The sequence below is a fragment of the Actinoplanes sp. NBRC 103695 genome (genome assembly GCF_030269485.1).
Classification (GTDB): domain Bacteria; phylum Actinomycetota; class Actinomycetes; order Mycobacteriales; family Micromonosporaceae; genus Actinoplanes.
On sequence record NZ_BSTL01000010.1, the window covers coordinates 186,557 to 209,343 of the forward strand.

Annotated in this window: 22 protein-coding genes and 1 pseudogene; 9 read left to right on the forward strand and 14 right to left on the reverse strand. The window is 71.1% G+C overall.

Going from position 1 to position 22,787, the window contains the following annotated elements; translation table 11 throughout:
• Positions 1–262: 262 nt before the first annotated feature.
• A complete protein-coding gene (locus QSK31_RS19570) occupies positions 263–2,917 on the forward strand; it encodes a transglycosylase domain-containing protein (RefSeq protein ID WP_285685604.1) in 2,655 nt (884 codons plus the stop codon).
• On the opposite strand, the gene QSK31_RS19575 is transcribed toward QSK31_RS19570, so the two are convergent.
• From QSK31_RS19575 to QSK31_RS19620, 10 genes and pseudogenes are all read right to left on the reverse strand, one after another.
• Entirely contained in the window at positions 2,817–3,740 is a 924-nt protein-coding gene (locus QSK31_RS19575) for a type II secretion system F family protein (RefSeq protein ID WP_285685605.1), read from the reverse strand. The two genes, QSK31_RS19570 and QSK31_RS19575, sit on opposite strands and share 101 nt — an antisense overlap.
• A 1-nt stretch (position 3,741) precedes the next feature.
• Positions 3,742–4,710, reverse strand: coding sequence for a type II secretion system F family protein (locus tag QSK31_RS19580; RefSeq protein ID WP_285685606.1), 969 nt, complete (start codon positions 4,708–4,710; stop codon positions 3,742–3,744).
• Entirely contained in the window at positions 4,707–6,077 is a 1,371-nt protein-coding gene (locus QSK31_RS19585) for a TadA family conjugal transfer-associated ATPase (RefSeq protein WP_285685608.1), read from the reverse strand. The genes QSK31_RS19580 and QSK31_RS19585 overlap by 4 nt, the downstream gene beginning before the upstream one ends.
• Positions 6,074–7,249 carry a CpaE/TadZ family protein gene (locus QSK31_RS19590; protein WP_285685610.1) on the reverse strand — a complete coding sequence of 392 codons (1,176 nt, stop codon included), beginning with the start codon at positions 7,247–7,249 and terminating at the stop codon, positions 6,074–6,076. The genes QSK31_RS19585 and QSK31_RS19590 overlap by 4 nt, the downstream gene beginning before the upstream one ends.
• On the reverse strand, positions 7,246–8,022 hold the full coding sequence (gene cpaB / locus QSK31_RS19595; RefSeq protein ID WP_285685612.1) for a Flp pilus assembly protein CpaB: 777 nt from the start codon (positions 8,020–8,022) through the stop codon (positions 7,246–7,248). Before cpaB ends, QSK31_RS19590 begins: the two co-directional genes overlap by 4 nt.
• A gap of 11 nt (positions 8,023–8,033) precedes the next feature.
• Entirely contained in the window at positions 8,034–8,996 is a 963-nt protein-coding gene (locus QSK31_RS19600) for a pilus assembly protein TadG-related protein (RefSeq protein WP_285685613.1), read from the reverse strand.
• Positions 8,984–9,343, reverse strand: a pseudogene (locus tag QSK31_RS19605) (TadE/TadG family type IV pilus assembly protein); the annotation flags it as partial. The gene QSK31_RS19600 and the pseudogene QSK31_RS19605, both read right to left, overlap by 13 nt.
• A 23-nt stretch (positions 9,344–9,366) precedes the next feature.
• Entirely contained in the window at positions 9,367–9,588 is a 222-nt protein-coding gene (locus QSK31_RS19610; protein ID WP_285685616.1) for a Flp family type IVb pilin, read from the reverse strand.
• A gap of 105 nt (positions 9,589–9,693) precedes the next feature.
• Positions 9,694–10,044 (reverse strand): DUF2750 domain-containing protein, encoded by a 351-nt coding sequence (locus QSK31_RS19615; protein WP_285685617.1) that lies wholly within the window; start codon positions 10,042–10,044, stop codon positions 9,694–9,696.
• 73 nt (positions 10,045–10,117) lie between these two features.
• A complete protein-coding gene (locus tag QSK31_RS19620; protein ID WP_285685618.1) occupies positions 10,118–10,579 on the reverse strand; it encodes a DUF2000 domain-containing protein in 462 nt (153 codons plus the stop codon).
• A 71-nt stretch (positions 10,580–10,650) separates the two neighbouring features.
• Here QSK31_RS19620 and QSK31_RS19625 point away from each other — a divergent pair, with 71 nt between their 5' ends.
• From QSK31_RS19625 to QSK31_RS19635, 3 genes are all read left to right on the forward strand, one after another.
• A complete protein-coding gene (locus tag QSK31_RS19625; protein WP_285685620.1) occupies positions 10,651–11,115 on the forward strand; it encodes an Lrp/AsnC family transcriptional regulator in 465 nt (154 codons plus the stop codon).
• Positions 11,116–11,189: 74 nt separating this feature from the next.
• Entirely contained in the window at positions 11,190–11,675 is a 486-nt protein-coding gene (locus tag QSK31_RS19630; protein WP_285685622.1) for a GNAT family N-acetyltransferase, read from the forward strand.
• 96 nt (positions 11,676–11,771) lie between these two features.
• Positions 11,772–12,347: a hypothetical protein gene (locus QSK31_RS19635; RefSeq protein WP_285685623.1), complete on the forward strand. Its 576-nt coding sequence runs from the start codon at positions 11,772–11,774 to the stop codon at positions 12,345–12,347.
• A 53-nt stretch (positions 12,348–12,400) separates the two neighbouring features.
• On the opposite strand, the gene QSK31_RS19640 is transcribed toward QSK31_RS19635, so the two are convergent.
• The 3 genes from QSK31_RS19640 to QSK31_RS19650 form a co-directional block, all read right to left on the reverse strand.
• The gene (locus QSK31_RS19640; protein ID WP_285685624.1) at positions 12,401–14,995 is read right to left on the reverse strand and encodes a lipopolysaccharide biosynthesis protein; all 2,595 of its coding nucleotides are present in this window, start codon (positions 14,993–14,995) and stop codon (positions 12,401–12,403) included.
• Positions 14,996–15,214: 219 nt separating this feature from the next.
• Complete coding sequence (locus QSK31_RS19645; protein WP_285685625.1) at positions 15,215–16,279, reverse strand: magnesium and cobalt transport protein CorA; 1,065 nt, start codon at positions 16,277–16,279, stop codon at positions 15,215–15,217.
• 18 nt (positions 16,280–16,297) lie between these two features.
• The gene (locus QSK31_RS19650; RefSeq protein WP_285685626.1) at positions 16,298–16,585 is read right to left on the reverse strand and encodes a hypothetical protein; all 288 of its coding nucleotides are present in this window, start codon (positions 16,583–16,585) and stop codon (positions 16,298–16,300) included.
• A gap of 62 nt (positions 16,586–16,647) precedes the next feature.
• On the opposite strand from QSK31_RS19650, the gene QSK31_RS19655 reads away from it, so the two are divergent.
• The 4 genes from QSK31_RS19655 to QSK31_RS19670 all read left to right on the forward strand — a co-directional run bounded on the left by QSK31_RS19655 (position 16,648) and on the right by QSK31_RS19670 (position 20,028).
• Positions 16,648–17,607: a helix-turn-helix transcriptional regulator gene (locus tag QSK31_RS19655; protein ID WP_285685627.1), complete on the forward strand. Its 960-nt coding sequence runs from the start codon at positions 16,648–16,650 to the stop codon at positions 17,605–17,607.
• A gap of 86 nt (positions 17,608–17,693) precedes the next feature.
• The gene (locus QSK31_RS19660; protein WP_285685628.1) at positions 17,694–18,734 is read left to right on the forward strand and encodes an amidohydrolase family protein; all 1,041 of its coding nucleotides are present in this window, start codon (positions 17,694–17,696) and stop codon (positions 18,732–18,734) included.
• Positions 18,735–18,755: 21 nt separating this feature from the next.
• Positions 18,756–19,535, forward strand: a complete 780-nt coding sequence (locus QSK31_RS19665; protein ID WP_285685629.1) for an LLM class flavin-dependent oxidoreductase — start codon at positions 18,756–18,758, stop codon at positions 19,533–19,535.
• Positions 19,536–19,554: 19 nt separating this feature from the next.
• Positions 19,555–20,028, forward strand: coding sequence for an NUDIX hydrolase (locus QSK31_RS19670; protein ID WP_285685630.1), 474 nt, complete (start codon positions 19,555–19,557; stop codon positions 20,026–20,028).
• Between the two features lie 549 nt (positions 20,029–20,577).
• On the opposite strand, the gene QSK31_RS19675 is transcribed toward QSK31_RS19670, so the two are convergent.
• A complete protein-coding gene (locus QSK31_RS19675) occupies positions 20,578–21,123 on the reverse strand; it encodes a GNAT family N-acetyltransferase (RefSeq protein ID WP_285685631.1) in 546 nt (181 codons plus the stop codon).
• Positions 21,124–21,213: 90 nt separating this feature from the next.
• Here QSK31_RS19675 and QSK31_RS19680 point away from each other — a divergent pair, with 90 nt between their 5' ends.
• Positions 21,214–22,614 carry a beta-N-acetylhexosaminidase gene (locus tag QSK31_RS19680; protein WP_285685632.1) on the forward strand — a complete coding sequence of 467 codons (1,401 nt, stop codon included), beginning with the start codon at positions 21,214–21,216 and terminating at the stop codon, positions 22,612–22,614.
• Positions 22,615–22,787: the final 173 nt, after the last annotated feature.

Genomic DNA, 22,787 nt, shown 5'->3' on the forward strand with positions numbered 1-22,787 from the left:
ATCGCCACCCGTCGCCTTGTCACCGGTCCGTGGCGGTGCGCGGATCGAGACATGTTTCATATGCCCCGCGTGCAACGAACGTGTAACAGCAGCTCAACAGTGACCGATCGAGCGTGTTCGGGTGGTCGCCGGCGGTAGTCGCACTGCGGAGGCCACCGAAACGAACGCCGTTCACGTCCTGGGTCACGTGAGACGAACTCCCCCCATCCCTCACCTCATCCGACGTTTGCGCCTGAAAGGACTACCTCGCTGGAAGCGGGTCATGATCCGCACGCTGGTGGTCGTGCTGCTCCTCAGTGGCGCCGGTTGGGGTGCCGTGGAGGCGTACATCTCGAGCGTCCCGATGACGGATGTCCCACCGGGACCGCAGGCCTCAGTGCTCTACTACCGCGACGGCAAGACGATCCTGGCCCGGGTCGGCACCGCCGACCACAACGAGGTGCCACTGTCCGCGGTGCCCATGGACGTGCGGCACGCGGTGCTGGCCGCGGAGGACCGCGACTTCGACGACCACGGCGGCGTCTCGGTGCGCGGTGTGCTGCGGGCGCTGGTCTCCGACCTCAAGGGCAACCGTGAGGGCGCGTCCACGATCACCCAGCAGTTCGCCCGGAACGCGTACCTCACCCAGGACTTCTCGGTCGACCGCAAGGCGCGGGAGATGGCCATCGCGGTCAAGCTGGAGCGCAGGTTCAGCAAGGACGAGATCCTCGAGCGCTATCTGAACACGATCTACTTCGGCCGGGGCGCGTACGGGATCGCGGCGGCGGCGAACGCGTACTTCGGGGTGCGCACCGACCAGCTGACCGGGGCGCAGGGCGTGGTGCTCGCCGCCGTCATCAAGGACCCGTACCACTTCGACCCGGCGGTCGACGCCCGGGGCGCGAAGAACCGGTTCCGGTGGATCGTCAACGCCGCCGCCGAGGTGAAGTGGCTGCCGGCCGACCTCGCGTACCCGGCGGTGAATCTCTCCCGGACCAACGTCGGCGGCAAGAACGGCGTGGTCGTCGACCAGGTGGAGAACGAGCTGAAGGCGCGCGGGATCAGCCCGCAGGACCTGCACACCAAGGGTCTGTCCATCGTCACCACTCTCGACCCGGTCGCCCAGCCGGCCGCGGTGCAGCAGGTCACCCAGCAGCTCAACATCCAGCCGGCCGGGCTGCGCGCGGCGCTGGTCGGGCTGGACCCGCGGAGCGGCGCGGTACGTGCCTACTTCGGCAGCGACCAGGGCCGCGGCTACTACGACTACGCGACCGCCCTGCATCCGGCGGCCTCCACGTTCAAGCCGATCGTGCTGGGCGTCGCGCTGGAGCACGACATCGGCTACAACTCCCGGTGGGACGGCAGCTCGCCGCGGATCTTCCCGGGACGCAACGGCGTGCCGCTGAAGAACCACGGCGATCTGCAATGCCCGAACTGCACGCTGGAGACGGCGATGGTGGAGTCGCTGAACACGCCGTTCTACGCGGTCACCGAGCAGCTCGGCGCGGCCAGCGTCCGGGACATGGCGGTCCGGCTGGGCATCCCGGACAAGTACGGCGACCAGGTCTCGATGGTCGACGTCAAGGGTGACCCGGCGCCCGGCAAGACCCGGCCGGACATCGCCATCGGCCGGTACGCCGTCGCCCCGGTCGACCTGGCCACCGTGTACGCCACGTTCGCCTCCGGCGGCACCCGGTACGAGCGCTACTTCGTCGAGTCGGCCACCGCCGCCGACGGCAAGGTGCTGCACCGGACCGTGCCGCGGGGCCGGCTCGTGCTGAGCCCGAGGGTGGCCGCCGACATCAGCACCGTGCTCAGCTCGGTGGTCAAGCGGGACGGCGTGGTCCCGTCCTCCCGGCCCGCCGCCGGCAAGACCGGCACCCAGGCGTGGGGCAACACCAAGGAGAACCAGGACGCCTGGATGGCCGGCTACACCCCGGAGCTGGCAACGACGATCTGGCTGGGCAAGGAGAAGCCCGGCCCGATCCGGGACGCGGCCGGCCAGCCGATCCAGGGCGACACACTCCCGGCGAAGCTGTGGCAGTCGTTCACCGCCGCGGCGCTGGACGGGAAGCCGGTCGAACCGCTGCCACGTCCGGCGAACGTGGGCCGCACCGACAACGGCGACGCGGGCAGGACCAAGCCGGGCACCGGGACCAAGGGCGGCATGGCGGCCAAGCCGCTCGGCCCGTCGTCCCCGGTGGTCCACACCGCCCACCAGGGCAAGCGGCTGGCGCTGACCTTCGACGACGGCCCGTCCGCGTACACCGGGGAGGTGTTGGACCTGCTCGCCGAGTACGACATCAAGGCGGTCTTCTGCATGGTCGGCGAGGAGGTGACGGAGAATCCGGAGATGGTCCGCCGGGTCGTCGCCGGGGGCCACAAGCTGTGCAACCACTCGTGGAAGCACGACGACCTGGGTGTGATGTCCCAGTCCGAGGCCAGGGCCGACATCCAGCGGACGCAGGACGCGCTGGCGAAGGCGGTGCCGGGGGAGACCGTCACCTGGTTCCGGGCGCCGTTCGGCAGCTGGGGCGCGTCGGCGAAGGCCGGCGTGGCGATGCACATGACGCCGCTGGGCTGGGTGGTCGACCCGGACGACTGGACGATGCCCGGCGCCGGGGTGATCCGCGACCGCATCGACGAGCAGCTGACCGAGCGCGCGGTGGTGCTGGTCCACGACGGCGGCGGCGACCGCGGCCAGACCGTCGCGGCGCTGAAGAAGCTGATCCCGGAGCTGATCGACGACGGCTGGAAGTTCGACCTGCCGGAGAAGACGGTCGACACGCGGCCGTTGCCGGAAGTCCACCAGGAGCAGGAAAAACCGAAGCCGCAGTTCAGCGAGCCAGCGCCGCCAGCAAGCGAAGCACCCCCGGACCCAGGATCACTACAAAAATTGCGGGAAAAAGACAAAAAAGCACCGGAAACAGGAGCTTGATCGGCACCTTATGGGCCTTCTCCTCGGCCGCCTGACGGCGCTTCATCCGCTGGTCGCGAGCGTGCTCCCGGAGCACGTTCGCGATCGGCACGCCCAGCTCGCCGGCCTGCACCAGGGCGGTGACGAAGCTCCGCAGCGGCCGGATCGTGGTGCGGGTGGACAGCGCGTGGAGTGCCTCCGTACGTGAAATGCCGATCCGCATCTCCTGGAGCACCCGGTTCACCTCGCTGGGCATCGGCCCGGACAGGCTCTCGGCCACCTGCTGCATCGCCGCGTCCAGGCTGAGCCCGGCCTCCACCCCGATCACCATGGCGTCCAGCACGTCCGGGAGCGAGGCGGCCAGTTCCCGCTGCCGTTTCACGCCCAGCTCGTGGATGGCCAGATCGGTCACGAACAGGCCGAGCACCGCGCCGGCCGGTCCGCCGAGCAGCGCGCCGACCGGTCCGGCCAGGATCGTGCCGAACAGCGCGCCGACCGCGCCGACCCCGATCAGCAGCAGGCCGCGGCGGCGGATCACCACCTCGATCGGGCGGTCGTCCGGGTTGCCGGCGTAGTCCAGCAGGCGGCTCAGACGGGCCCGCGCCCCCGGCGGCGTGACCGCCCGGCCCAGCCGGTTCATCCCGTCCACCCAGGCCAGGCGCACACGCTCGTCCCAGCGCGGGCCGCGGTCGTCGATCAGCTTCCCGTGCGTACGCCCGAACTCCGCGAGCGTCCGCAGCAACCGCTCGCCGCGCGTCGGCGGCAGCGCCACCGCGAGCGCCAGCAGGCTCACCGAGGCCGCTGCCGCGACAGCGGCGATGACGAGCACGACCAGCGTGACCATGTCAGACCTCGACCCGGATCACGCGGCGCAGCCAGAGGATGCCGACGACCATCAGCAGTCCGCCGCTACCGAGCATCACCACACCCAGCGGCTCGGTGTAGAGCGGGCGCATGTACTCCCGGCGGAAGAGGAACATCCACGCCCCGATCAGCACCGGCATCGCGACCAGGATGGTCGCCGACAGACGGCCTTCCGCGCTCAGCGCCCGCATGCTGCGCCGCAGCTGCTCCCGCTCGCGCATGGTGTCGGCGGTGGTCTGCAGCACCTCGGACAGGTTGCCGCCGACCTCACGCTGCAGCTTGATGGCCATGGTCAGCCACTTCATGTCGGCGTTGCCGGTACGCACACCGACCCGCACCAGCGCCTCCTCCAGCTCACCGCCGATCCGCGTCTCGGACAGCGCCCGGCGCAGCTCGGCGGCGACCGGCCCGGTGCTGTCCCGCACCGCGGCCTCGATCCCGTGCTGCAGGGTGAACCCGGCGCGCAGCGAGCTGACCACCATCTGCAGGGTGTCCGGCAGGTCCTGCGCGAAGGTCCGCTTGCGCCGGTCGATCCGGACGGTGAGCCACGCGTTCGGTACCAGGAACCCGGCGAGCAGGCCGACCGGCAGGCCCAGCCACCAGGGCAGCGGCAGGGACAGCGGCAGGGCCAGGCCGAGCGCCGAGCCGGCCCGGATCACCAGCCACTCGCTCGGCCGGATCGGCACCGCGGCGGCGTCCAGCAGGTCCTGGTTGTCCAGCCGGGTGAGCCGGGTCAGGCCCCCGCCGGCCCGGGTGGCGGCGGCCCGGACCGCGGCCAGCAGGCGGCCCTTGCGTTCGGGGCGCTGGACGAAGAAGCGGGTCAGGATGGTCAGCCGGCGCTGGAACGCGGTCCGGCCGAGCAGGCTGTCGAGCAGCACCCAGGCCACCGCGGCCACCGCGGCCGCCAGGGCGACGAGCCCGATGGCCAGCACCAAGCCGTCCAAGGTCATCGGGGCCTCGCGGTGAACAGCGACGGCGGCACGGTCACGCCGTAGATGGCCAGGTCGTCGGTGAACCGGGGCCGCAGCCCGGTCGGCTTGAGCCCGCCCTTGGCCGACTTGAAGTCGTAGAGGAACAGGTCCTGCAGGCTCACCACGTCGGCCTCCATGCCGACCACCTCGCTGATGTGGGTGATCCGCCGGCTGCCGTCCTTGAGCCGGCTGACCTGGATGATCAGGTCGACCGCGGAGGCGATCTGGTCGCGGATGGCGCGGACCGGCAGCTCCATGCCGCCCATCAGCACCATCGTCTCCATCCGGGAGATGGCGTCCCGCGGCGCGTTCGCGTGCAGCGTGGTCAGCGAGCCGTCGTGGCCGGTGTTCATCGCCTGCAGCATGTCCAGCGCGGCGGCGTCCCGGACCTCGCCGACGACGATCCGGTCGGGGCGCATCCGCAGCGCGTTGCGGACCAGGTCGCGGATCGCGATCAGGCCGCGGCCCTCGGAGTTGATCGGGCGGGACTCCATCCGCACGATGTGGTCCTGACGCAGCTGGAGCTCGGCCGCGTCCTCGATGGTGACGATCCGCTCGTCGTCCGGGATGAAGCTGGACAGGATGTTCAGCATCGTGGTCTTGCCGGAGCCGGTGCCGCCGCTGACCACCACGTTGCGCCGGCCGCGGACGCAGGCCTCCAGGAAGTCGGCGGTGTTGCGGGTCAGCGTCTCGAACCCGATCAGGTCGGCGACGGTCAAGGGCGAGACCGCAAATTTGCGTACGGTCAAAGAGGAACCGTCCAGCGCGATCGGCGGGACCACCGCGTTGACCCGGCTGCCGTCGGGCAGGCGGGCGTCCACCATCGGGCTCGCCTCGTCCACCCGGCGGCCCACCCGGGAGCAGATCCGGTCGATGATCCGGCGCAGGTGAGCCTCGTCGTCGAACTCGACCTCGGCGCGTTCCAACCGGCCGTACCGCTCCACCCAGACGTGGTCGTGGCCGTTGACCATGACCTCGCTGACCGACGGGTCGCGCAGCAGCGACTCGATCGGGCCGTGGCCGAGCACGTCGTCGGTGACCTCGCGGATGATCCGGGCCTTGTCGGCGCCGGCCAGCGGGGTCTCCTCGCGGGAGATGAGCTCGGCCAGCGTGGTGCGGACCCGGGCCTCCAGTTCCTCGGCGGGCGCGTTGGCCGAGTAGAGGGTGGGCCCGAGTTCGTCGGCGAGCCGGCGCTGGATCCGCAGCCGTACCTCGGTGACGTTGTCCCCGGCGTACAGGCCGGCCGTGCGGTACCGCTCGGTGGTCACCGAGACCGGCGTCTCGTCCAGCGGCGGGGCGGCCTCGGGTGTCCTGGCGCGGCTGCCGATCCGCGCCGCCAGGCTCACCGCTTCCGCCCGAAGGCGAACATCCGCCGCTTGGGCGGGGGCTCGGCGGCGGCCGTGCCGGCGCAGCGGTCGGCCAGCCGGCGCATCGCCAGGCTCACCGGGTGGGTCGGGTCGTCCAGGGTGATCGGGATGCCCTTGTTCACCGACACCGGCACGTCCCGGGACGACGGCATGTGCACCGACAGATGGGCGCCGACCGCCTCCTCGACGTCCTTCACGGTCAGGCCGACCTGCGAGTCGGCGCGGTTGAACACCACCAGGCGACGCTCCCGCGGGTACTCCAGCAGGTCGAACATCTCCACGGTGAGCCGGATGCTCTTCAGGGTGGGCAGGTCGGGCGTCACGATCGGCACGAACCAGTCGGACAGGTCGAGCGCGGCAAGCACCTGGTCGGTGACGAACGGCGGGGTGTCCACCACGACGAAGTCGTACATGCCGCGGGCCACCTCGAGCACCTCGCTGACCAGCTCGCGGCTCACGTGCTCGCCTTCGGCGGGGCTGGCCGGGGCGAGCAGCACGTCGAAGTTGGGCCGGTACGCGGTCAGCACCGAGCGCAGCCCGGTCTCGTCCAGCCGGCCGGCCATCCCGATCGCGTCCGTGATGCTCCGCGCCGGCGGCAGCTGCAGCATGATCGCCACGTCGCCGAACTGCAGGTCCAGGTCGACCAGGAGGACCCGGCGGGTGCCCTGGGCGGACAGCGCCGCGGCCAGGTTGGTGGCCACCACGCTCTTGCCGCAGCCGCCCTTGCCGGCGAACACCGTGATCACTTTGGCGTTGAGTGTGCCGTCGGTGCCGCGCATCGTCGTGCTCAGCGCCTTGGACAGGTCCACCGATCGGGCCGCCGAGGCGCGGATGCCCTCGATGTCCAGCTCCTGGATCACCTCGCGGATCCCCGAGCGCATCGCCCGGGCCAGCACGTCCGGCTCCACCGACGGGCGCAGCAGCAGGGCGCCGAGCAGAGGCCGCTGCACCCGCTGGTACGCGGCGAAGCTCAGCGCCTCCTCCAGGTCGACCGTGGCGCCGATGACCACCAGCAGCGTCTCCGGGTTCCGCTGCAGGTGCTCGTCCAGGTCGGACATCTGGTGCACGACGTCGAAGCTGTCGTCGGCGTAGGCCGCGCCGGCGGCGGTGCGCCGTTCCGGATCCGGCTCCACGTAGACGTAATAGGTCACCGGGTCGCCGCCTTCGGCCAGATGTTGTCGTAGTCGACGGCCGCGGACGGGCCGACCGTCGCGTCCACGCCGACCAGGCCCAGGTAGATCGAGCCGGTCTGCGCGGCGTGCACCAGCCCGGTCGCCTGGCCCTGGTCGACCGCCAGCGTGGCCGGGTACGACGCGGCCTGCCGGTTGCTCCGCCCGGAGAACGAGAGCCGCGAGCTCGTGGCCGGGCTGGGCGTGACGTCGCTCGGGGGCCCGGTCGCGATGCTGATCACGGTCGCCTCGGGCAGCAGCACCCGGGTCTTCTGCGAGCTCGGCGGGTAGTCCTTCGGGTACGTGACGAAGACGGTGACCGTGTCCCCGGCGGTGACCTTCTCCGCCACGCCCGGCGCCATGGTCACCTCGACGCTGACGGCCAGCTTGCCGTCCGGGACACCGGCCCGGGCGGCGGACATGTCGTCCTCGTCGGCGAACAGGCCCCGCATCAGCATCTGGTCGGGCGCCAGGTCGGCGCTCAGCCGGAGGCCGATCAGCTTGCCGTCGATGGCGTCCAGCGCGCCCTCGGGCACCGTCGCGGCCGGCATCAGCACCCGTTCGGCGAGGTTGCCGGAGCGGATCTGCGCGCCGGTGGTGCCGCGGGGGATCCGGTCCTGGGCGAGCAGCACCCACACGCCCTCGCGGTCGGCCACCGCCCGGCGGTCCGCGCCGCGCGCGTAGACCACCACGGCCATCGCGCTCAGCCCGCCCAGGAACAGGGCGAACACCACGATGAGAACCCGTCGGCGCATGGGAATCCTCCTTATCCGATCCGGGTGATGTAGGTGGCGCCGTAGTCCTGCCCGTCCCCGGGCGACTGGCCGTTCACCGGCGTGATCCGCCGGACGAAGTGCCCGGTCAACGGGTCGTCGTCCTCGACCACGAACGCCGCGAAGCCGCTGACCCGGTACTGGTCGCCGCGTACCGCGTCGGTGACCGGCAGCAGGACCGGTTCGCCCTGGACGCGGGCCGCGGACAGCGCGGCGGTGCAGCTCGGCGAAGTCGCGGGCTTCGGCACGGTGCCGGCGGTGCCGAAGGTCCGCTCGCAGCTCGGGTCCACGGCGAACGAGGTGTAGCCGGTCGGTGCCTCCCAGCCCGCGGGCACGGCGGCGCCGCAGGTGTCCGGCTGGGTGGCGCCCGGCAGCAGAACTCCCGAGGGCGACGGGTAGTCCGCGCCGCCGGAGGTGGCCGCGGCCCAGGCGCAGTGCGAGACACCGAGGGCGAGCACGGTTCCGGTCGCCGGGCTGCCCCACGCCACCTGGGCGCAGGCGGTCACCGGCGTGCCCGCGTAGCCGCCGATCAGGGCCTGCGCCAGCACCGGGGGCAGCAGCGTGCCGCCGTCCGCCTCCCGGGTGGTGGTGCGGACCTCGGCGAAGGGCGAGGTCAGGGCGGGGGGCAGAGCAGGGCAGGGTTCGGTACGGGCGCGCGCCACGGTGCCGCAGCCGGTGGTGCACACGGTCAGCGTCGCGGCGGACCGGCCGTCGCGGGCGTTGCCGTCGGCTTGACGCTGCGCGAGGGGGGCCTGGCCGGCGCACGTGGCAGGCGTACGCGTGCAGGAATCAGCGACCACCCACGCGGCCGCATCCGCACCGCCCTGAAGCTGTTCGCGCTCGTGTGCGATCAGCCCGACGTCGATGACCAGGGCGCCCATGCCCAGCAGCACGCCGCCGCCGAACAGGATGGCGACGAGAACCGCGACGGCGCCCTCGTCGTCTAGCCGACGCATGCCATCACACCCGTGGAGCGCAGCTCGAAGCTGTCCGCGGCGTTCTGGCCGAACAGCAGCATCAGGCTGCCCAGCGGCGTCTTCGCCTGGTAGCGGTAGGTCAGGGTGACGCGGGCGTCCGCGCTCGTGTCCGCGTTCGCCGGGCAGGACGTGACGGAGACGGAGGTGGGCTGGTCACCGAGCACCGACGCGGCGCGGCCGGTCACGTCGGGCTCGCCGAACGCGGCGGCCCGGGCGCCGGCCTGGGCCGCCTCGGTGAGCAGGATCTGCCGGTTCAGCAGCATCCCGAAGTCGATGATCCCGAACAGGATCAGCAGGAGCAGGGGCAGGACGATCGCCATCTCGACGGCGGCCGCACCCTCCTGCCGGCCTAGGTGGTGCTGGCGCCGCCACCCAGCTGGTTCGCGATGTCGTCGAACATGGCGTCGATGTTGCCGCCCAGCAGCGTCACCGAGGAGATGATGATGACCGCGATGAGACCCACGAGCAGCGCGTACTCGACCGCGGTCGCGCCCTCGTCGTCGACGGCACAGCCCTCGGCACGGCGCGAGGAGACGCGCGTTGCCATCGCGTGCAGAAGGGTGATGAGCATCCGTGATCTCCTTCTGGGAAGCCGCGATTGATTGCGCCGGCATGGTCGGCCTGTCGCAATGTGTATCGGTCCCGCGGAGAGCCACTAAAGGTTTTGGCTGCGGCGTCATGGAGTCTCGGAGAACCACCCGGCCACCTGACCAGGGGATATGTCGTAGCCGGTGGCCTTGGGCCCGGCCCAGTTGACACCGACCAGAAAACCTTCCCGCGTGAGGTCCGGCAACCAGCGGTTCAGCCAGTCGGCCAGGTCGATCTCCACCACGTCGAACTTCCGGTAGGCGGCGACCTGTCCGACCACCTTCTGGGCACGCGACGACTTCGACCAGAACGGGAGCGTCATCGTCCCGTCCGGGTCCTTCGCCACCGGGAAGCCACCCGCGTCCCGGATCGAGAAGACCCGCCCTTCCTGGGGTGCTTCGCGCCGGAACGCCGCCCGGTGTGCGCCGCTGAGCGACATGCCGCTTCCCTCCGTCCTCGAGCTACATGCCTATCGTCGCTCTTCGGAGGGTTCGGGGTGATTGAATGCGAATTTACTGCAGGAGAGGCAGGCGCTTGACCAGCTTGTCGATCCGGTTCCGCGGCCCGACGAGACTGATCGCCAGGTACGCCGGAGCCTCGTCCTCGCCGAGTTGCCGCAGGTAGTCGTCGTACACCCGGGTGGCCTGCGCGACCTCCGGCATGTCGGCGACGTGGACGTCCTCGCCGGCCTTGGCCCGGATCTCCGCGAGCTGATCCGCTGTCGCGCCGAGGATGCTGCACCCGATCCAGGGCATGCCGGGATGCACGCTGCCGGTGGCGTCCTTGCCGTCCGGCCCGAGCAGCCCGGGCACTGCCGCGCTGGTCGCGGCGGCGACGCAGACGGCCGCGTTCGCGGCCCGGCCCTTCGGCAGCCGCTCGTCGACGACGATCACCCACTTGAGGCGGGCGGTCCGGGTGGATTCTTCGGTACGGATCTCCGCCGGCTCGAAGCCGACCTGACGAGGTGCGCTCATGCTCTGGAACGCTAGGCATTGTGACGACTTGGCAGCAACAGATCCGTACTTAATTCGGCTAGCATGCTTATATGGCGGATCTGGACGAACTTGATACGGCCATCCTGCGCGAGTTGCAGCACGATGCACGGCGGACCAACCGCGACATCGCCGCCGCCGTCGGGGTGTCGCCGACCACCGCCCTGGACCGCACCCGGGCGCTGCGCGACCGAGGGGTGATCCAGGGCGCGAGCCTCAGGGTCGACCTGCACGCCATCGGCCGCCCGGTCCAGGCCCTGATCGCGGTCCGCATCCGCCCGCCGTCGCGCCGCAACATCGAGGCCTTCCGCAACTGGGCCGGCGCCCTCCCCGACACGCTGGGCGTCTTCGTCACCTCCGGCTCGGAGGACTTCCTCCTGCACGTTGCGGTCCCGGACAACGACGCCCTCTACGCCTTCGTCATCGACCGTCTCACCGAGCACGCGCACGTCGCCGACGTCCGCACCTCGGTCGTCTACGAACACCTCCGCAACGACCGGATCGCGCCCATTCCCTAAAGATGATCTTGCGATCCGCAATGCGCTTCCTATTGGTAAGCAGAGCAAAGCGCGGGCTTATCTAGGGTGGGCGGGTGGAGATCAGGGAAGCGGCGGCCGTGGATTGGCCGCAGATCTATCCGTTCTGGGCGCGCATCGTGGACGAGGGGGAGACCTACGCCTATCCCGAGGCGCTGAGCCGCGATCACGCCGAGGCTTTGTGGATGGAGGGACCGCCGAGCCACGTCGTCGTCGCCGTCGAGGGCGACCGGGTGCTGGGCAGCGCCAAGATGGGCCCCAACCGGCCCGGGCGCGGCGCGCACGTCGGCACGGCCAGCTTCATGGTGGATCCCGCCGCGCAGGGCAGAGGTGTGGGCCGGGCGCTCGGTGACTACGTGGTGCGGTGGCTCGGCGTGGCGGGATATCACGCGATTCAGTTCAACGCGGTGGTCGAGACGAACGCGGCGGCCGTACGCCTCTGGCAAGCGCTGGGTTTCAAGATCATCGGCACGGTTCCCGAGTCGTTCCGGCATCCTACGAACGGCCTAGTGGGGCTCCACGTAATGTACAAGAAACTGTAGAAGGGGCCAAAATCCCCAAAAATCCCTAAAGTCCGAATAGCCTGTTTCTTGTCGGTCGCTCACGGGGGTGGCCGCACATTCACAGGAGGCTTCGGCATGAACAAGTTCCGGCGGATCGGTGCGATGGTACTGGCGACGGTGGCAGCCACCGGCATGGCGATGACGGCGAGCGCAGCTCCCGCCGCCGCCGCCCAGCCGAGGGACCAGGGACCGAAGGCGGTCTGGCCGTTCCTGACGCAGAACGAGCAGTCTGTGGCTCGGCAGAGCCTCTGGTTCAAGACCGACCGGACGGCGTGCAACTTCAAGCTGTGGTTCGACTCGGGTCGCGGCGTCAACGTCTCGTACCCGCGCAACGGGCACTTCACCTCACTGAGCGAGGACGCCACCCTCTGGCGGGGCGAGACCGACTACGCCTCGTTCTGGGTCCGGACCGGCCCGACCATGCAGACGGGGTGGCGCTTCCTGAAGGCGCACATCGTCTACGACAACTGCCGGTTCGGTCCGGCCCGGCGGGTCCAGCACAAGACGCAGGACGTCATCCTGACGGTCCGTAACACCAACGGTCGCCCGAACGGTGGCCAGGACGGTCGCCCCAACGGTGGCCAGGACGGTCGCCCGAACGGTGGCGGCCAGGACGGTCGTCCCAACGGCGGCGGTCGTCCGAACCGTTGATCTGAACGAGATGCGCGCGGCCGGCGGGGGCGTCCGGCCGCGCGCACGTCTCCTCAGCGACCCGCCGCCGCCATGATCAGCGCGGCCGGGTCGGTGCAGACCAGATCGAGCGCCCGGCCCACCATCGCCGGGTCGTACGTCGAGGCGTGGAACGTCGCCTCCAGGTGCAGCACCCCGCCCATCTCCGACGTGGTCAACGTGATGCCCTCCGGGCCGTTCAGCGTCGGCACGCTCTGATTCACCCGGTGCGCCGGATCGGTCGCCCAGGGCAGGTCGGCCAGCACGTCGTGCCGCCCCTGGTTGCTGAAGGTGAGCCGGACCAGCGGATCGGCCGGCGCCGACGCGGGGTACGGATCGGGCAGCCCGGGCGCGCCGGTCGCCGCGAGCTTGGTCTCGCGCAGCAGCATCATCGTGAGCATCCCGCCGGTGGCCAGTTCGCCCTTCAACGTCTTGTGGATCGCCACCGGGTCGGTCAGCGACGCCGGCGACAGGTACGGCCCGAAGCAGAAGTTGCTCCCCACCGTCACGCCCTCGGGCAGGTAGCGCCGGGCGTCGGCGAGGAACGTGGCGCCCGAGAGGTCGGGGCGGAAGCCCAGCTCGTGCAGCGCCGCGGTGAACGCCGCGAACGTGATCGCCGACGTGGTGACGCCGGGCGCGTGCTGGTCACGCCACACCCGCATCTTGCCGAGCACGTCGGCCGAGCGCGCGGTCTGCACGGTCAGGTTCGCCGTCCACGGCCGTTCGGCGCCGGTCTCGAAGTGCGGCGTGCGGGCCATCTTCAGCGCGTCGCGCCACCTGCCCGGGTGCTTGCCGAACGTGTTCCACCAGGCGCCCGGCAGCGCGAACCGGCGTGGCATGGGCTCGATCGCGGCCGCCCGCTCCTCGCCGGCCGCCCGCACGACCTCGCGCAGCAGCGTGTTCACCGGCCCGGCGTCGCCGTACGAGTGCGCCACCTTCATCGCCACGTAGCCGCCGCCGACCAGGAACCGCACCGGGTGGTCCGCCCGCTGCTCGGACTGCAGCTCGCGGGTCATCGCGTCGAAGTCGGCCGGGCGATCGCCCAGGTCGGTGACGGCCTCGGTCACGAACCCGGCGAACGTCGGCGCGTCCAGGTGCAGCCAGCGGCCGCCGGCCCGGTCCAGCCGGGAGACGGCACGGTGGGTGGGATCGGCCGCGTGCAACCCGATCAGGGCGGCCCGGACCCGCTCGGCGGTGACCCCGGTCAGAGGGCCGACGGTACGGATGTACTCGAGCGGCAGCCAGGCGCGTTCATGCAGGGTGAGGCGAGTGGCGGACATGGTTCCTTCCGGGAGCTCGGCGGCGTCGTCCCGCCGGGACGGCAGGACGACGCGCAGCACGATGGGCGCGACGATGATCATCTCCAGGGCCATCACGGCGGCGACCCAGGCGACCAGCTCGGTCAGGCTGCCGCGGGAGCCGCCGTACCAGGCGGCGACCAGTTCGGCGACGCCGGCGAACACCGAGAAGATGCCGGCGCCGCGGACCTTGCCCTGGACCCGGGAGATGGCCAGGAAGAAGTGGTGGAACACGAACGGGATGTAGGTCAGCGCCAGGATCGTCAAGGCGGGACCGGCGGTCGCGGCGTACCCGGAACCGAAGAGACTCATCACCCAGTCGGCGAACACCGCGACGAAGATCGACACCGGCAGGCCGACGACCAGGCAGATGAGCAGCCCGACGCGAACCTTGGAGCGCAGCGCGGCACGGTCGCCGCTGGCCACGGCGAAGAGCGTGAGCGCCACGTTGCCGGGGACCATGGCCAGGAACGACGTGACCATGAACGCGGTGTAGAAGGACGCGTTGGCCTCGGCGGACAGCGTGGCCACGACCACCAGAGGCAGCGCGGCGCGCGGCAGGTAGGTGGCGAGGTTGAGCAGGTTGTGGTCGAACGTGGCCTGGCCGCGGCCGCGCATCAGGCTCAACCGGGGCCGGGCCGAGTCGATCATGCCGCGCCGGCGCAGCGCCCGGCCGAGGATGGCGACCGACAGCACCATGCCGGCCAGCCAGGTGAGCAGGATCGTGCCGCCGGTCATGTTGAGCGGCAGCACCACCAGCAGGCCGAGCAGGATCAGCTTGATCACCGAGAACCAGGCGTTGCGCATCAGCTGCAACGGCCCGGCGAGCAGCCCGACCAGCGCCTCGTCCAGGACCAGCGTCATCGCGTTCAGGGCGATGCCGAAGACCAGCAGCACGGTCGCGGTCGTGGTGCCGAGTGCGTCCTTCAGACCGGGGATGGCCAGGTGCGCGAGCGCCACGTAGATCAGGCCGCCGGCCGTGGCGGCGCTGCCCGCGACCAGCAGGCAGGTGGAGATGAGCTCCCACCTGCGGCCGGTCAGCCGCGGCAGGTCGGAGATCAGCATGGTGCCCATGCCGAACATGCCGATGGTGCCGATCAGGGTCATCGCGGAGATCGCGGCGGAGGCCTCGCCGACGGCCTCGGCGGGCGCGGTACGGGCCGCCACCCACCAGTACGCGAACCCGAACAGCGACGTGATCGCGGTGGTGGCCATCAGCGAGCCGGCGTTCAGGAAGAGATCGATGTGCCCGCGCAGCCTGCCGACGATCCCGCGCCGCGGCGTGGACGGCTGGTGTGCTGCGCTCTGAGGCACGGCCTCGGTTGCGGTCACTCGTTCCCCCAAATGATCGACCAGCAAAAGGTAGTTACTGGAAGTAATGGGGCGGTACCGCGAAGCGGTCCGAGAAAGCGCACCGACGAGCGATCATGGTGGCCCGTTCGGCCGACCTTTGGTAGGCCTGAGGTCCCATGCGTTTTGCCTGGTCACAACGCTATCGCCGGTTTCGTGTGTGATTTGTCTCTCCGACGTGACGGACGGTGTCAGCGACCTTCACAGCCAGCCGACGCGCTTCAACCGGCGGTACAGCAGGACCGCGGCGCCCAGCATCAGGGCGATCACCGCGGGATAACCGTACGTCCAGCCCAGCTCCGGCATGTGCTCGAAGTTCATGCCGTAGATGCCGGCGATCGCGGTCTGCACCGCCGCGATCGCCGCCCACGAGGCGATCTTGCGCATGTCGTTGTTCTGGTCGATGGAGACCTGCGCCAGCCGCGCCTGCATGATCGAGTTCAGCAGGTCGTCGAACCCGGCCACCCGCTCCACGGTGCGGGCCAGCCGGCCACGCACGTCGACGAAGTAGGGCCGGATGCCCGCCGGCAGCCGGTCCGAGTCGAGGATCCGGTGCAGCGGCTCCTGCAGCGGCAGCACCGCCCGCTTGAACTCGACCATCTCCCGCTTCAGCTGGTACATGTGCGAGATCCCGGGCTTGCGGTCGTGGGTGAAGGCGGTCTCCTCCAGGCGTTCCATGTCCCGCTCGACGTGGCCGGCGACCTCCAGGTAACCGTCCACCATCGCCGCGCACACGGCATGGGCGACCGCCCACGGGCCGAGCCCGAGCAGCGCCGGCCGCTGCTCGAGCTCCTTGCGCACGTCCTTGAGAGCGCCCGGCGAGCCGTGCCGGACCGAGATCACGAACCGCTCGCCTACCAGCAACGTCACGTCGCCGGTGTCGACCACCTCGGAGGTCTCGGTGAGCTCCTCGTGCTCCACGTACCCGGCGGTCCGCAGCACCATCCGCACCACGTCGCCGATGATCTCGACGGCCGGCCGGTGCCCGCCGGTCATCGCCTGCTCGACGGTCAGCTCGTGCAGCCCGAACGCCTGCCCGACGGCGGTCATCGTGACCACGTCGGGCTCGTGCAGGCCCAGCCAGACGAAACCGTCGCCGCGGCGGCGGATCTCCCGCGCGGCCTGGACGAAGGTCAGCTCACCCGGGCGGCGGCGGCCCTGCGTGTACACCGCGCAGTCCACGACATCGTTCGCGGACAGCCGGACCTGGGCGGACACCGCAGCACGCCCGGGCCCGACCAGGTCCCGCAACCACCGGTACATCATGGGAGAAGAACGTAGCGGTCAGGCGTCCTTCTGCATCGCACGCACGCCCACCGCCAGGCCGAGCGCGGCGACCAGCACGGCCGACACGGCCCCGGTCACCGTGGTGCTCGCCCAGATGTCGCCGTTGAAGAGCGCGCGCTCGGCGTCCACCACGTACGTCAAAGGGTTGAACTTGGCAGCGGTCTGCAGCGCCGAACCTCCCTCGACGTCGGGGAGCAGCGGCGCGAAGAGCCCCAGGAACACCAGCGGCCGCACCATGCTGATGATGATCGTGAGGTGCTTGGTCAGTCCGTTCGTCTGAATCATGGGACCCAAGCTAGGGTGGCTTCCGGTCATTTCCTGGCCGCAATCGCGGGGAGTCTGAGGTCATGGCGAACACGAGTGCGCGGATGCTGCGGCTGCTCTCCCTGCTGCAGACGCATCGCTACTGGCCGGGCGGCGAGCTCGCGGACCGGCTCGAGGTCAGCTCGCGGACGCTGCGCCGGGACGTCGACCGGCTGCGCGAGCTGGGCTACCCGGTGGACGCCTCGCGCGGGGTCGCCGGCGGCTATCAACTCCAGGCGGGTGCGGCGATGCCGCCCCTGCTGCTCGACGACGAGGAGGCCGTCGCCATCGCGATCGGCCTGCGGACGGCGGCGGCGGGTGCGGTGTCCGGCTTCGAGGAGACTTCGGTACGCGCGCTCGCCAAGGTGATCCAGCTGCTGCCGCCCCGCCTGCGCCGGCGCATCGACGCGTTGCAGGCGATGACCAGCCCGGGCGTCTTCGGCGGTGGACCGACCCTGGACGCGACGGCGCTGACCACCATCGCGATGGGCTGCCGGGGCGAGGAGCGGATGCGTTTCGCGTACACCGCCCGGGAGGGCGAGGAGACCCGGCGGCACGTCGAGCCGCACCGGCTGGTGTCACTCGGCCGGCGCTGGTACCTGATGGCGTGGGACCTGGAGCGCGGCGACTGGCGCAGCTTCCGGGTCGACCGGATGAGCGAGCCGACGCTGACCGGAGCGCGGTTCCGGCCGCGCGACATCCCCGGTGGCGACCCGGTGACGTGGCTGCGCTCGCGGATCGCGTCGGTGCAGACCCGGCACGAGGTGTCGGTGCTCATCGAGGCGCCGGCCGAGCGGCTGCGGGCGACCGTCGGCTATTGGGGAACGGTCGAGGAGACCGGGGAGGCATCGTGCCGGCTGCGGATGAGTGTGGACGACCTCCACTGGCCGGTGATGGTGCTCGGCACGATCGCCGCGCCCTTCACCGTGGAGTCGCCGCCGCAGCTGACCGACGCCGTGCGGCGCGCGGGCGAGGCGCTGCTCAGGGGGATCGCGCCGTCGTGATTGGACGGATGGGCGCCCCCGTGGCGCCCATCCGCACCCAAAACCTACCGGCGGGGTACGACATTTTCGGGCTAGGTTGTGGGGCCATGACGGTGCTTCGAGTACGCGGGATCGGGCTGCCCGACGGCGAGACGATCGACCTCTACGCCGACGGGGACCGCTGGACGACCGAGCCGGTCCGCGGCGCCGAACTGGTCGCCGAGGGCTGGGTCCTGCCCGGACTGGTCGATGTGCACACTCATCCCGGCGCGGTCCAGCCCGGCGATCCGCTCGACGAGGCGGTGCTGCGCGACGATCTGCGCCGGCACGTGGCGAGCGGCGTCACGCTGATCCGCTCGCCCGGGCTGGCCGGTGACCCGCCGGCGTGGTTCGGCCGCGACGACGACGTGCCGCGGGCGGTGCACGCCGGTCCGTGGATCGCCCGGCACGGCGCCTTCTTCGACGGCTGGGGCCGTCGCGCCGAGCCGTCCGAGCTGCCCGAGCTGGCCGCCGCACAGGCCGCCCGCTCCGGCTGGGCGAAGATCATCGCCGACTGGACGCTGGAGTCCGAGCCGCTCTCGTTCGAGACGTTGCGCGCGGTCACCGAGCGGGTCCATGCCGTCGGCGGCCGCGTGGCGGTGCATTCCCAGCACCTTGCCGGGGGTACGGCCGCGGTGGACGCCGGCGTCGACTCGGTGGAGCACGGGATGGGCCTGGACGCGTCGGCGCTCGACCGCATGGTGGCCAACCGGGTCGCCTTCACCCCGACCCTGTCCGTCCTGGAGGGCGGCGGCGCCCGGGCCCGGGAACGCCCGAACAGCCCGATGCGCACCTGGTACCTCGACGGGGTCGCCGCGCACCCGCCCCTGGTGGCGGCGGCCGCCGAGGCCGGCGTGACGCTGCTGGCCGGCACCGACTCGCGCCCGCACGGCGGGATCGCGGGCGAGGTACGGGCGCTGGTGGCCGCGGGGGTGCCGGCGCACACCGCGCTGGGCGCCGCCTCCTGGGTGGCCCGGAAATTCCTCGGACTGGCCGGACTGGTGGACGGGGCACCCGCCGACGCGGTCGTCTACGCGCGGGATCCGCGTACGCATCTGGAAGAGCTGGACCACCCACTCGCCGTGATCCTGCGCGGAATTTTGTCGTAGGCGCCGGGCAGGATGTTCACCATGACAGTGCTCGGTGCCACCTTCCGCCCGCAGAACCCTCCCGAGGACCTCCGCGCCGCCGTCAAGCTCGCCGACGCGCTCGGCATCGAGGAGCTCTGGTTGTGGGAGGACTGCTTCCTCAACGGCGGCATCTCCGCGACCGCCGCCGCGCTGGCCTGGAGCGAGCGCGTCCGGGTTGGCGTCGGTCTCACCCCGGTGCCGTTCCGCAACGTCGCCGCCGAGGCCATGGAGATCGCCACGCTCAGCCGCATGTTCGGCGACCGGGCGATCGTCGCGGTCGGCCACGGCGTGCAGGAGTGGATGGGTCAGGTCGGCGCCCGCGCGGCGTCCCCGCTGACGCTGTTGCGCGAGTGGCTCTCCGCCCTGCGCCCGCTGCTCGCCGGTGAGGAGGTCACGGTCACCGGCAAGTACGTCTCGCTCGACCGGGTCAAGCTGGACTGGCCGCCGGCCACCCCGCCGCCCATCGTGGTCGGCGCGATGGGGCCCAAGACGCTCAAGCTGGCCGGCGAGCTGGCCGACGCGACGATCCTGGTCAGCAGCGTCACGCCCGACGGCGTCCGCGAGGCGCGGGAGCTGATCGGCGACCCGGCCCACAAGATCATCATGTTCGCGCCGCACCCGCGCGGGCGCACCGGCGACGCCAAGGCGGTGGCCGACGGCGTCCGGGAGTATGTCGAGGCGGGCGCCACCTCGGTGATCATCGAGCCGGATGCCGACGAGCCCGACCTGCACGCCTTCCTGCGGTTCGTCGCCGAGGAGGTCCGCCCGTTGGTTGACTGATTCACGTATCTTGTCCGACATGCCGATTTCGCCGTTCATCAAGGACCTGCGCAACGACATCGGGCACCGGCTGCTGCTCCTGCCGGGCGTGACCGCGGTCGTGTTCGACGACGCCGGGCGCATCCTGCTCGGCGAGCGGGCCGACAACGGGCGGTGGGCGCTGCCGGCCGGGGTGATGGAGCCGGGGGAGCAGCCGGCCGAGACGATCGTGCGCGAGGTCTACGAGGAGACCGCGGTGCGCATCGTCCCGGAACGGATCACCAGCGTGCTCACCCAGCCGGCGACCACCTACCCCAACGACGACCAGGTCCAGTACGTGGACATCACGTTCCGGTGCCGGGCGGTCGGCGGCGAGGCCCGGGTCAACGACGACGAGTCGCTGGCCGTCGGGTGGTTCGCGCTCGACGACCTGCCGCCGCTGTGCGATCTGGGCAAGCACCGCATCGAGTGCGCGCTCCAGCCCGGCACCTGGTTCTCCGACGCCGGGGTCTGAGGGCCTTCGGGGTTCGGGGGTAGGTCGGGCCATCCTTGGGTGCGCTCTCTGACGGTTCCGCCGGGCGTCCGGGGGTGTCCGGTCGCCGTTTGGTGCCGCTTGGCCGGTGCGGGGTTCGGTCGGGTTTGCCAGGCGCCGGGGTTGCCTGGTCGCTGTTGTTGCCGCCGCTCGTGGCCGTGGCGGGGCGCGGTCGGTGGTAGGAGCAGGCGTGAGTGGTAGGACCAGGCACGCAGTGGTGGGCCAGGGCGGTATTCGGCCCGAAATGCCGCGCTGAGCTACCACTGTCCGCGCGCGTGGTAGCCAGGAGCGGTCAGTCAGGCGGGATAGCGCCCGGTCCTACCACCGCGAGCGCGGCAGCGACGGTGAGCGGGCAGCCCGGCCGCCTGGCAACCGAACCCTGGCAACCCGGACCCTGGCGACCGGACCCTGGCACTCCGGACCCTGGCAATCCGGCCGACCCCATGCCCGGCGGAAGCGTCGGCAGCAAGCGCGCGCACCGGAAAGATCCGGCAAAGCGAGCCCTCACCAGACCTCCACTGCGAAGAGTTTCTAGTGTGGGCCGTGTCCCAGCGGGCGGGCGCGCACGTGGTCGTCGTGCCACTGCGCGCCGACCCGGAAGTGCTTGGTGCCGCGGACGGTGAATCCGTTCTTCTCGTAGAACCTGGCCGCCCGCGCGTTGAGCTGGTTGACGCCCAGCCAGCAGAGCGTCGCGCCGGTCGCGGCGGCCGCCTCCAGCGTGGCGGCCATCAGCTCCCGCGCGATGCCCGAGCCGTGCCGGTCCTGCAGCACGTAGAACTTGCTCAGCTCGACACTGCCGTCCTGCTCGACGACCCGGCGCACGTCCTCGTCCGCGATCGGGCCGCTCACCAGCATCGCGTAGCCGACCGGTTCGCCGTCCGACTCGGCGATCAGCAGGACCCGGAGGTCGTCCTTCAGGTACTCCTCGAAGCGCGCCACGGACAGGTGCGCGGCCACGAACTCGTCGACGTCGGCCTGCGTCGTCTCCGGTGGGCAGGCCAGTGCGAACGTCCTGGCCGCCACGTCGTGCAACTCGGCCGTGTCGCTCACCGCCGCGCGGCGGATCTCGATCCCCATGTCCGCGAAGCCTAGGACAGGCCCCGCCGCGACACACGTCACGACCTCGCGGTACGCCATTAACTGGAAACAGCATTTAGAGTCGTGCTCGTGCGACGACTCGATGACGTCATCCCAGCGCCCGTCTCCGTGACTCCCGCCGACGGCGCGGACTTCACGATCACCGCGGACACGCGTGTCCAGGCGGGCCCCGGTGCTGCCGAGGTTGCCGCCTTCCTCGGCCTGCCGCTGTCGGAGGACGGCGTCGTACGGTTCGCGCTCGGCGGGGACGGCCCCGACGAGTCCTACGAACTGGACATCACGGCGGGCGGGGTGGCTGTCACGGCGCCCGCCCCCGCGGGTCTCTTCAACGCCGTCCAGACGATCAAGCAGTTGCGCGGGGACGACGGCACGCTGCCCGGCGGCCGCATCGCCGACCGGCCGCGGTTCGCCTACCGCGGCGTGATGCTCGACGTGGCCCGGCACTTCTTCACCGTCGACGAGGTCAAGGCGTACATCGACGCGATCGTCGCCTTCAAGATCAACCATCTGCACCTGCACCTCAGCGACGACCAGGGCTGGCGCCTCGAGATCGCGGGCTGGCCGCGCCTCACCGAGGTCAGCGGGCAGTCCGGCACCGGCGTCGACGGCGAAGGGCCCGGCTTCTACACCGGCGACCACTACACCGAACTGGTCCGCTACGCCGCCGAGCGCTTCGTGACGATCGTCCCCGAGATCGACATGCCGGGGCATGTCAACGCCGCGCAGTTCGCGTACCCGTCGCTGACCGCCGACGGGCAGCCGATCGCGCAGCGCACCGACACCGAGGTCGGCTACAGCTCCCTGGTCGCCGGGTCGGAGACCACGTACGCCTTCGTCGAGGACGTCATCCGCGAGGTGGCGGCCCTGACCCCCGGCCCGTTCCTGCACATCGGCGGCGACGAGGCGCAGGCCACCGCCGCCGAGGACTACCGCACCTTCATGACGCGGGTCCTGCCCCTGGTCGGCAAGTACGGCAAGCGGGCCGTCGGCTGGCACGAGATGGCCGCGGTGGATCTGCCCGACACGGCGGTGCCGCAGTTCTGGCGTACCGAAGCAGCCGACGAGGGCACCGCCCGAGCCGTCGCCTCCGGCAGCCAGGTGATCATGTCGCCCGCCGACCGCACCTACCTGGACATGAAGTACGACCCGGACTTCCGCCTGGGCCTCGACTGGGCCGGCTGTGTCGAGCTGGACCGTGCCTACGACTGGGATCCGGCCGACCGGCTGCCCGGCGTACCGGAGCACGCCCTGCTCGGGGTTGAGGCGGCGTTGTGGTCGGAGACGTTGCGCAGTTTGGCCGACGTGCAGACGATGACGTTCCCGAGGCTGCCGGCGATCGCCGAGATCGGCTGGTCACCGAGGTCGGCGCGCGACTGGCAGTCGTTCCGCCGCCGCGTCGCCACCTACGCCCCGCGCTGGCAGGAGGCGGGCATCGCCTTCCATCGGACGCCCACGGTCGACTGGGTGTAGATCAAGATCGAGATCAAGTTCGAGATCAAGTTCGGAAGATCGATGTCGTGCCTGGGTGGGTGGTGCTGACCGTCGCTCCCGCCGAGGCCGGGCCCACTCAGCCTGGCCGCTGGCGCGTCCAGAACGGCCGAGCGCACCCTTCGTTCTGCGTGCGTGGTCACCCTCCGGGCGCG

Bases quoted from the DNA above. Each gene is read 5' to 3' on its own strand.
- QSK31_RS19570 (WP_285685604.1), top strand. From the start codon at position 263: ATGATCCGCACGCTGGTGGTCGTGCTGCTCCTCAGTGGCGCCGGTTGG.
- QSK31_RS19575 (WP_285685605.1), bottom strand. From the start codon at position 3,740: ATGGTCACGCTGGTCGTGCTCGTCATCGCCGCTGTCGCGGCAGCGGCC.
- QSK31_RS19580 (WP_285685606.1), bottom strand. From the start codon at position 4,710: ATGACCTTGGACGGCTTGGTGCTGGCCATCGGGCTCGTCGCCCTGGCG.
- cpaB (WP_285685612.1), bottom strand. From the start codon at position 8,022: ATGCGCCGACGGGTTCTCATCGTGGTGTTCGCCCTGTTCCTGGGCGGG.
- QSK31_RS19600 (WP_285685613.1), bottom strand. From the start codon at position 8,996: ATGCGTCGGCTAGACGACGAGGGCGCCGTCGCGGTTCTCGTCGCCATC.
- QSK31_RS19610 (WP_285685616.1), bottom strand. From the start codon at position 9,588: ATGCTCATCACCCTTCTGCACGCGATGGCAACGCGCGTCTCCTCGCGC.
- QSK31_RS19615 (WP_285685617.1), bottom strand. From the start codon at position 10,044: ATGTCGCTCAGCGGCGCACACCGGGCGGCGTTCCGGCGCGAAGCACCC.
- QSK31_RS19620 (WP_285685618.1), bottom strand. From the start codon at position 10,579: ATGAGCGCACCTCGTCAGGTCGGCTTCGAGCCGGCGGAGATCCGTACC.
- QSK31_RS19625 (WP_285685620.1), top strand. From the start codon at position 10,651: ATGGCGGATCTGGACGAACTTGATACGGCCATCCTGCGCGAGTTGCAG.
- QSK31_RS19635 (WP_285685623.1), top strand. From the start codon at position 11,772: ATGAACAAGTTCCGGCGGATCGGTGCGATGGTACTGGCGACGGTGGCA.
- QSK31_RS19645 (WP_285685625.1), bottom strand. From the start codon at position 16,279: ATGATGTACCGGTGGTTGCGGGACCTGGTCGGGCCCGGGCGTGCTGCG.
- QSK31_RS19650 (WP_285685626.1), bottom strand. From the start codon at position 16,585: ATGATTCAGACGAACGGACTGACCAAGCACCTCACGATCATCATCAGC.
- QSK31_RS19655 (WP_285685627.1), top strand. From the start codon at position 16,648: ATGGCGAACACGAGTGCGCGGATGCTGCGGCTGCTCTCCCTGCTGCAG.
- QSK31_RS19660 (WP_285685628.1), top strand. From the start codon at position 17,694: ATGACGGTGCTTCGAGTACGCGGGATCGGGCTGCCCGACGGCGAGACG.
- QSK31_RS19665 (WP_285685629.1), top strand. From the start codon at position 18,756: ATGACAGTGCTCGGTGCCACCTTCCGCCCGCAGAACCCTCCCGAGGAC.
- QSK31_RS19670 (WP_285685630.1), top strand. From the start codon at position 19,555: ATGCCGATTTCGCCGTTCATCAAGGACCTGCGCAACGACATCGGGCAC.
- QSK31_RS19675 (WP_285685631.1), bottom strand. From the start codon at position 21,123: ATGGGGATCGAGATCCGCCGCGCGGCGGTGAGCGACACGGCCGAGTTG.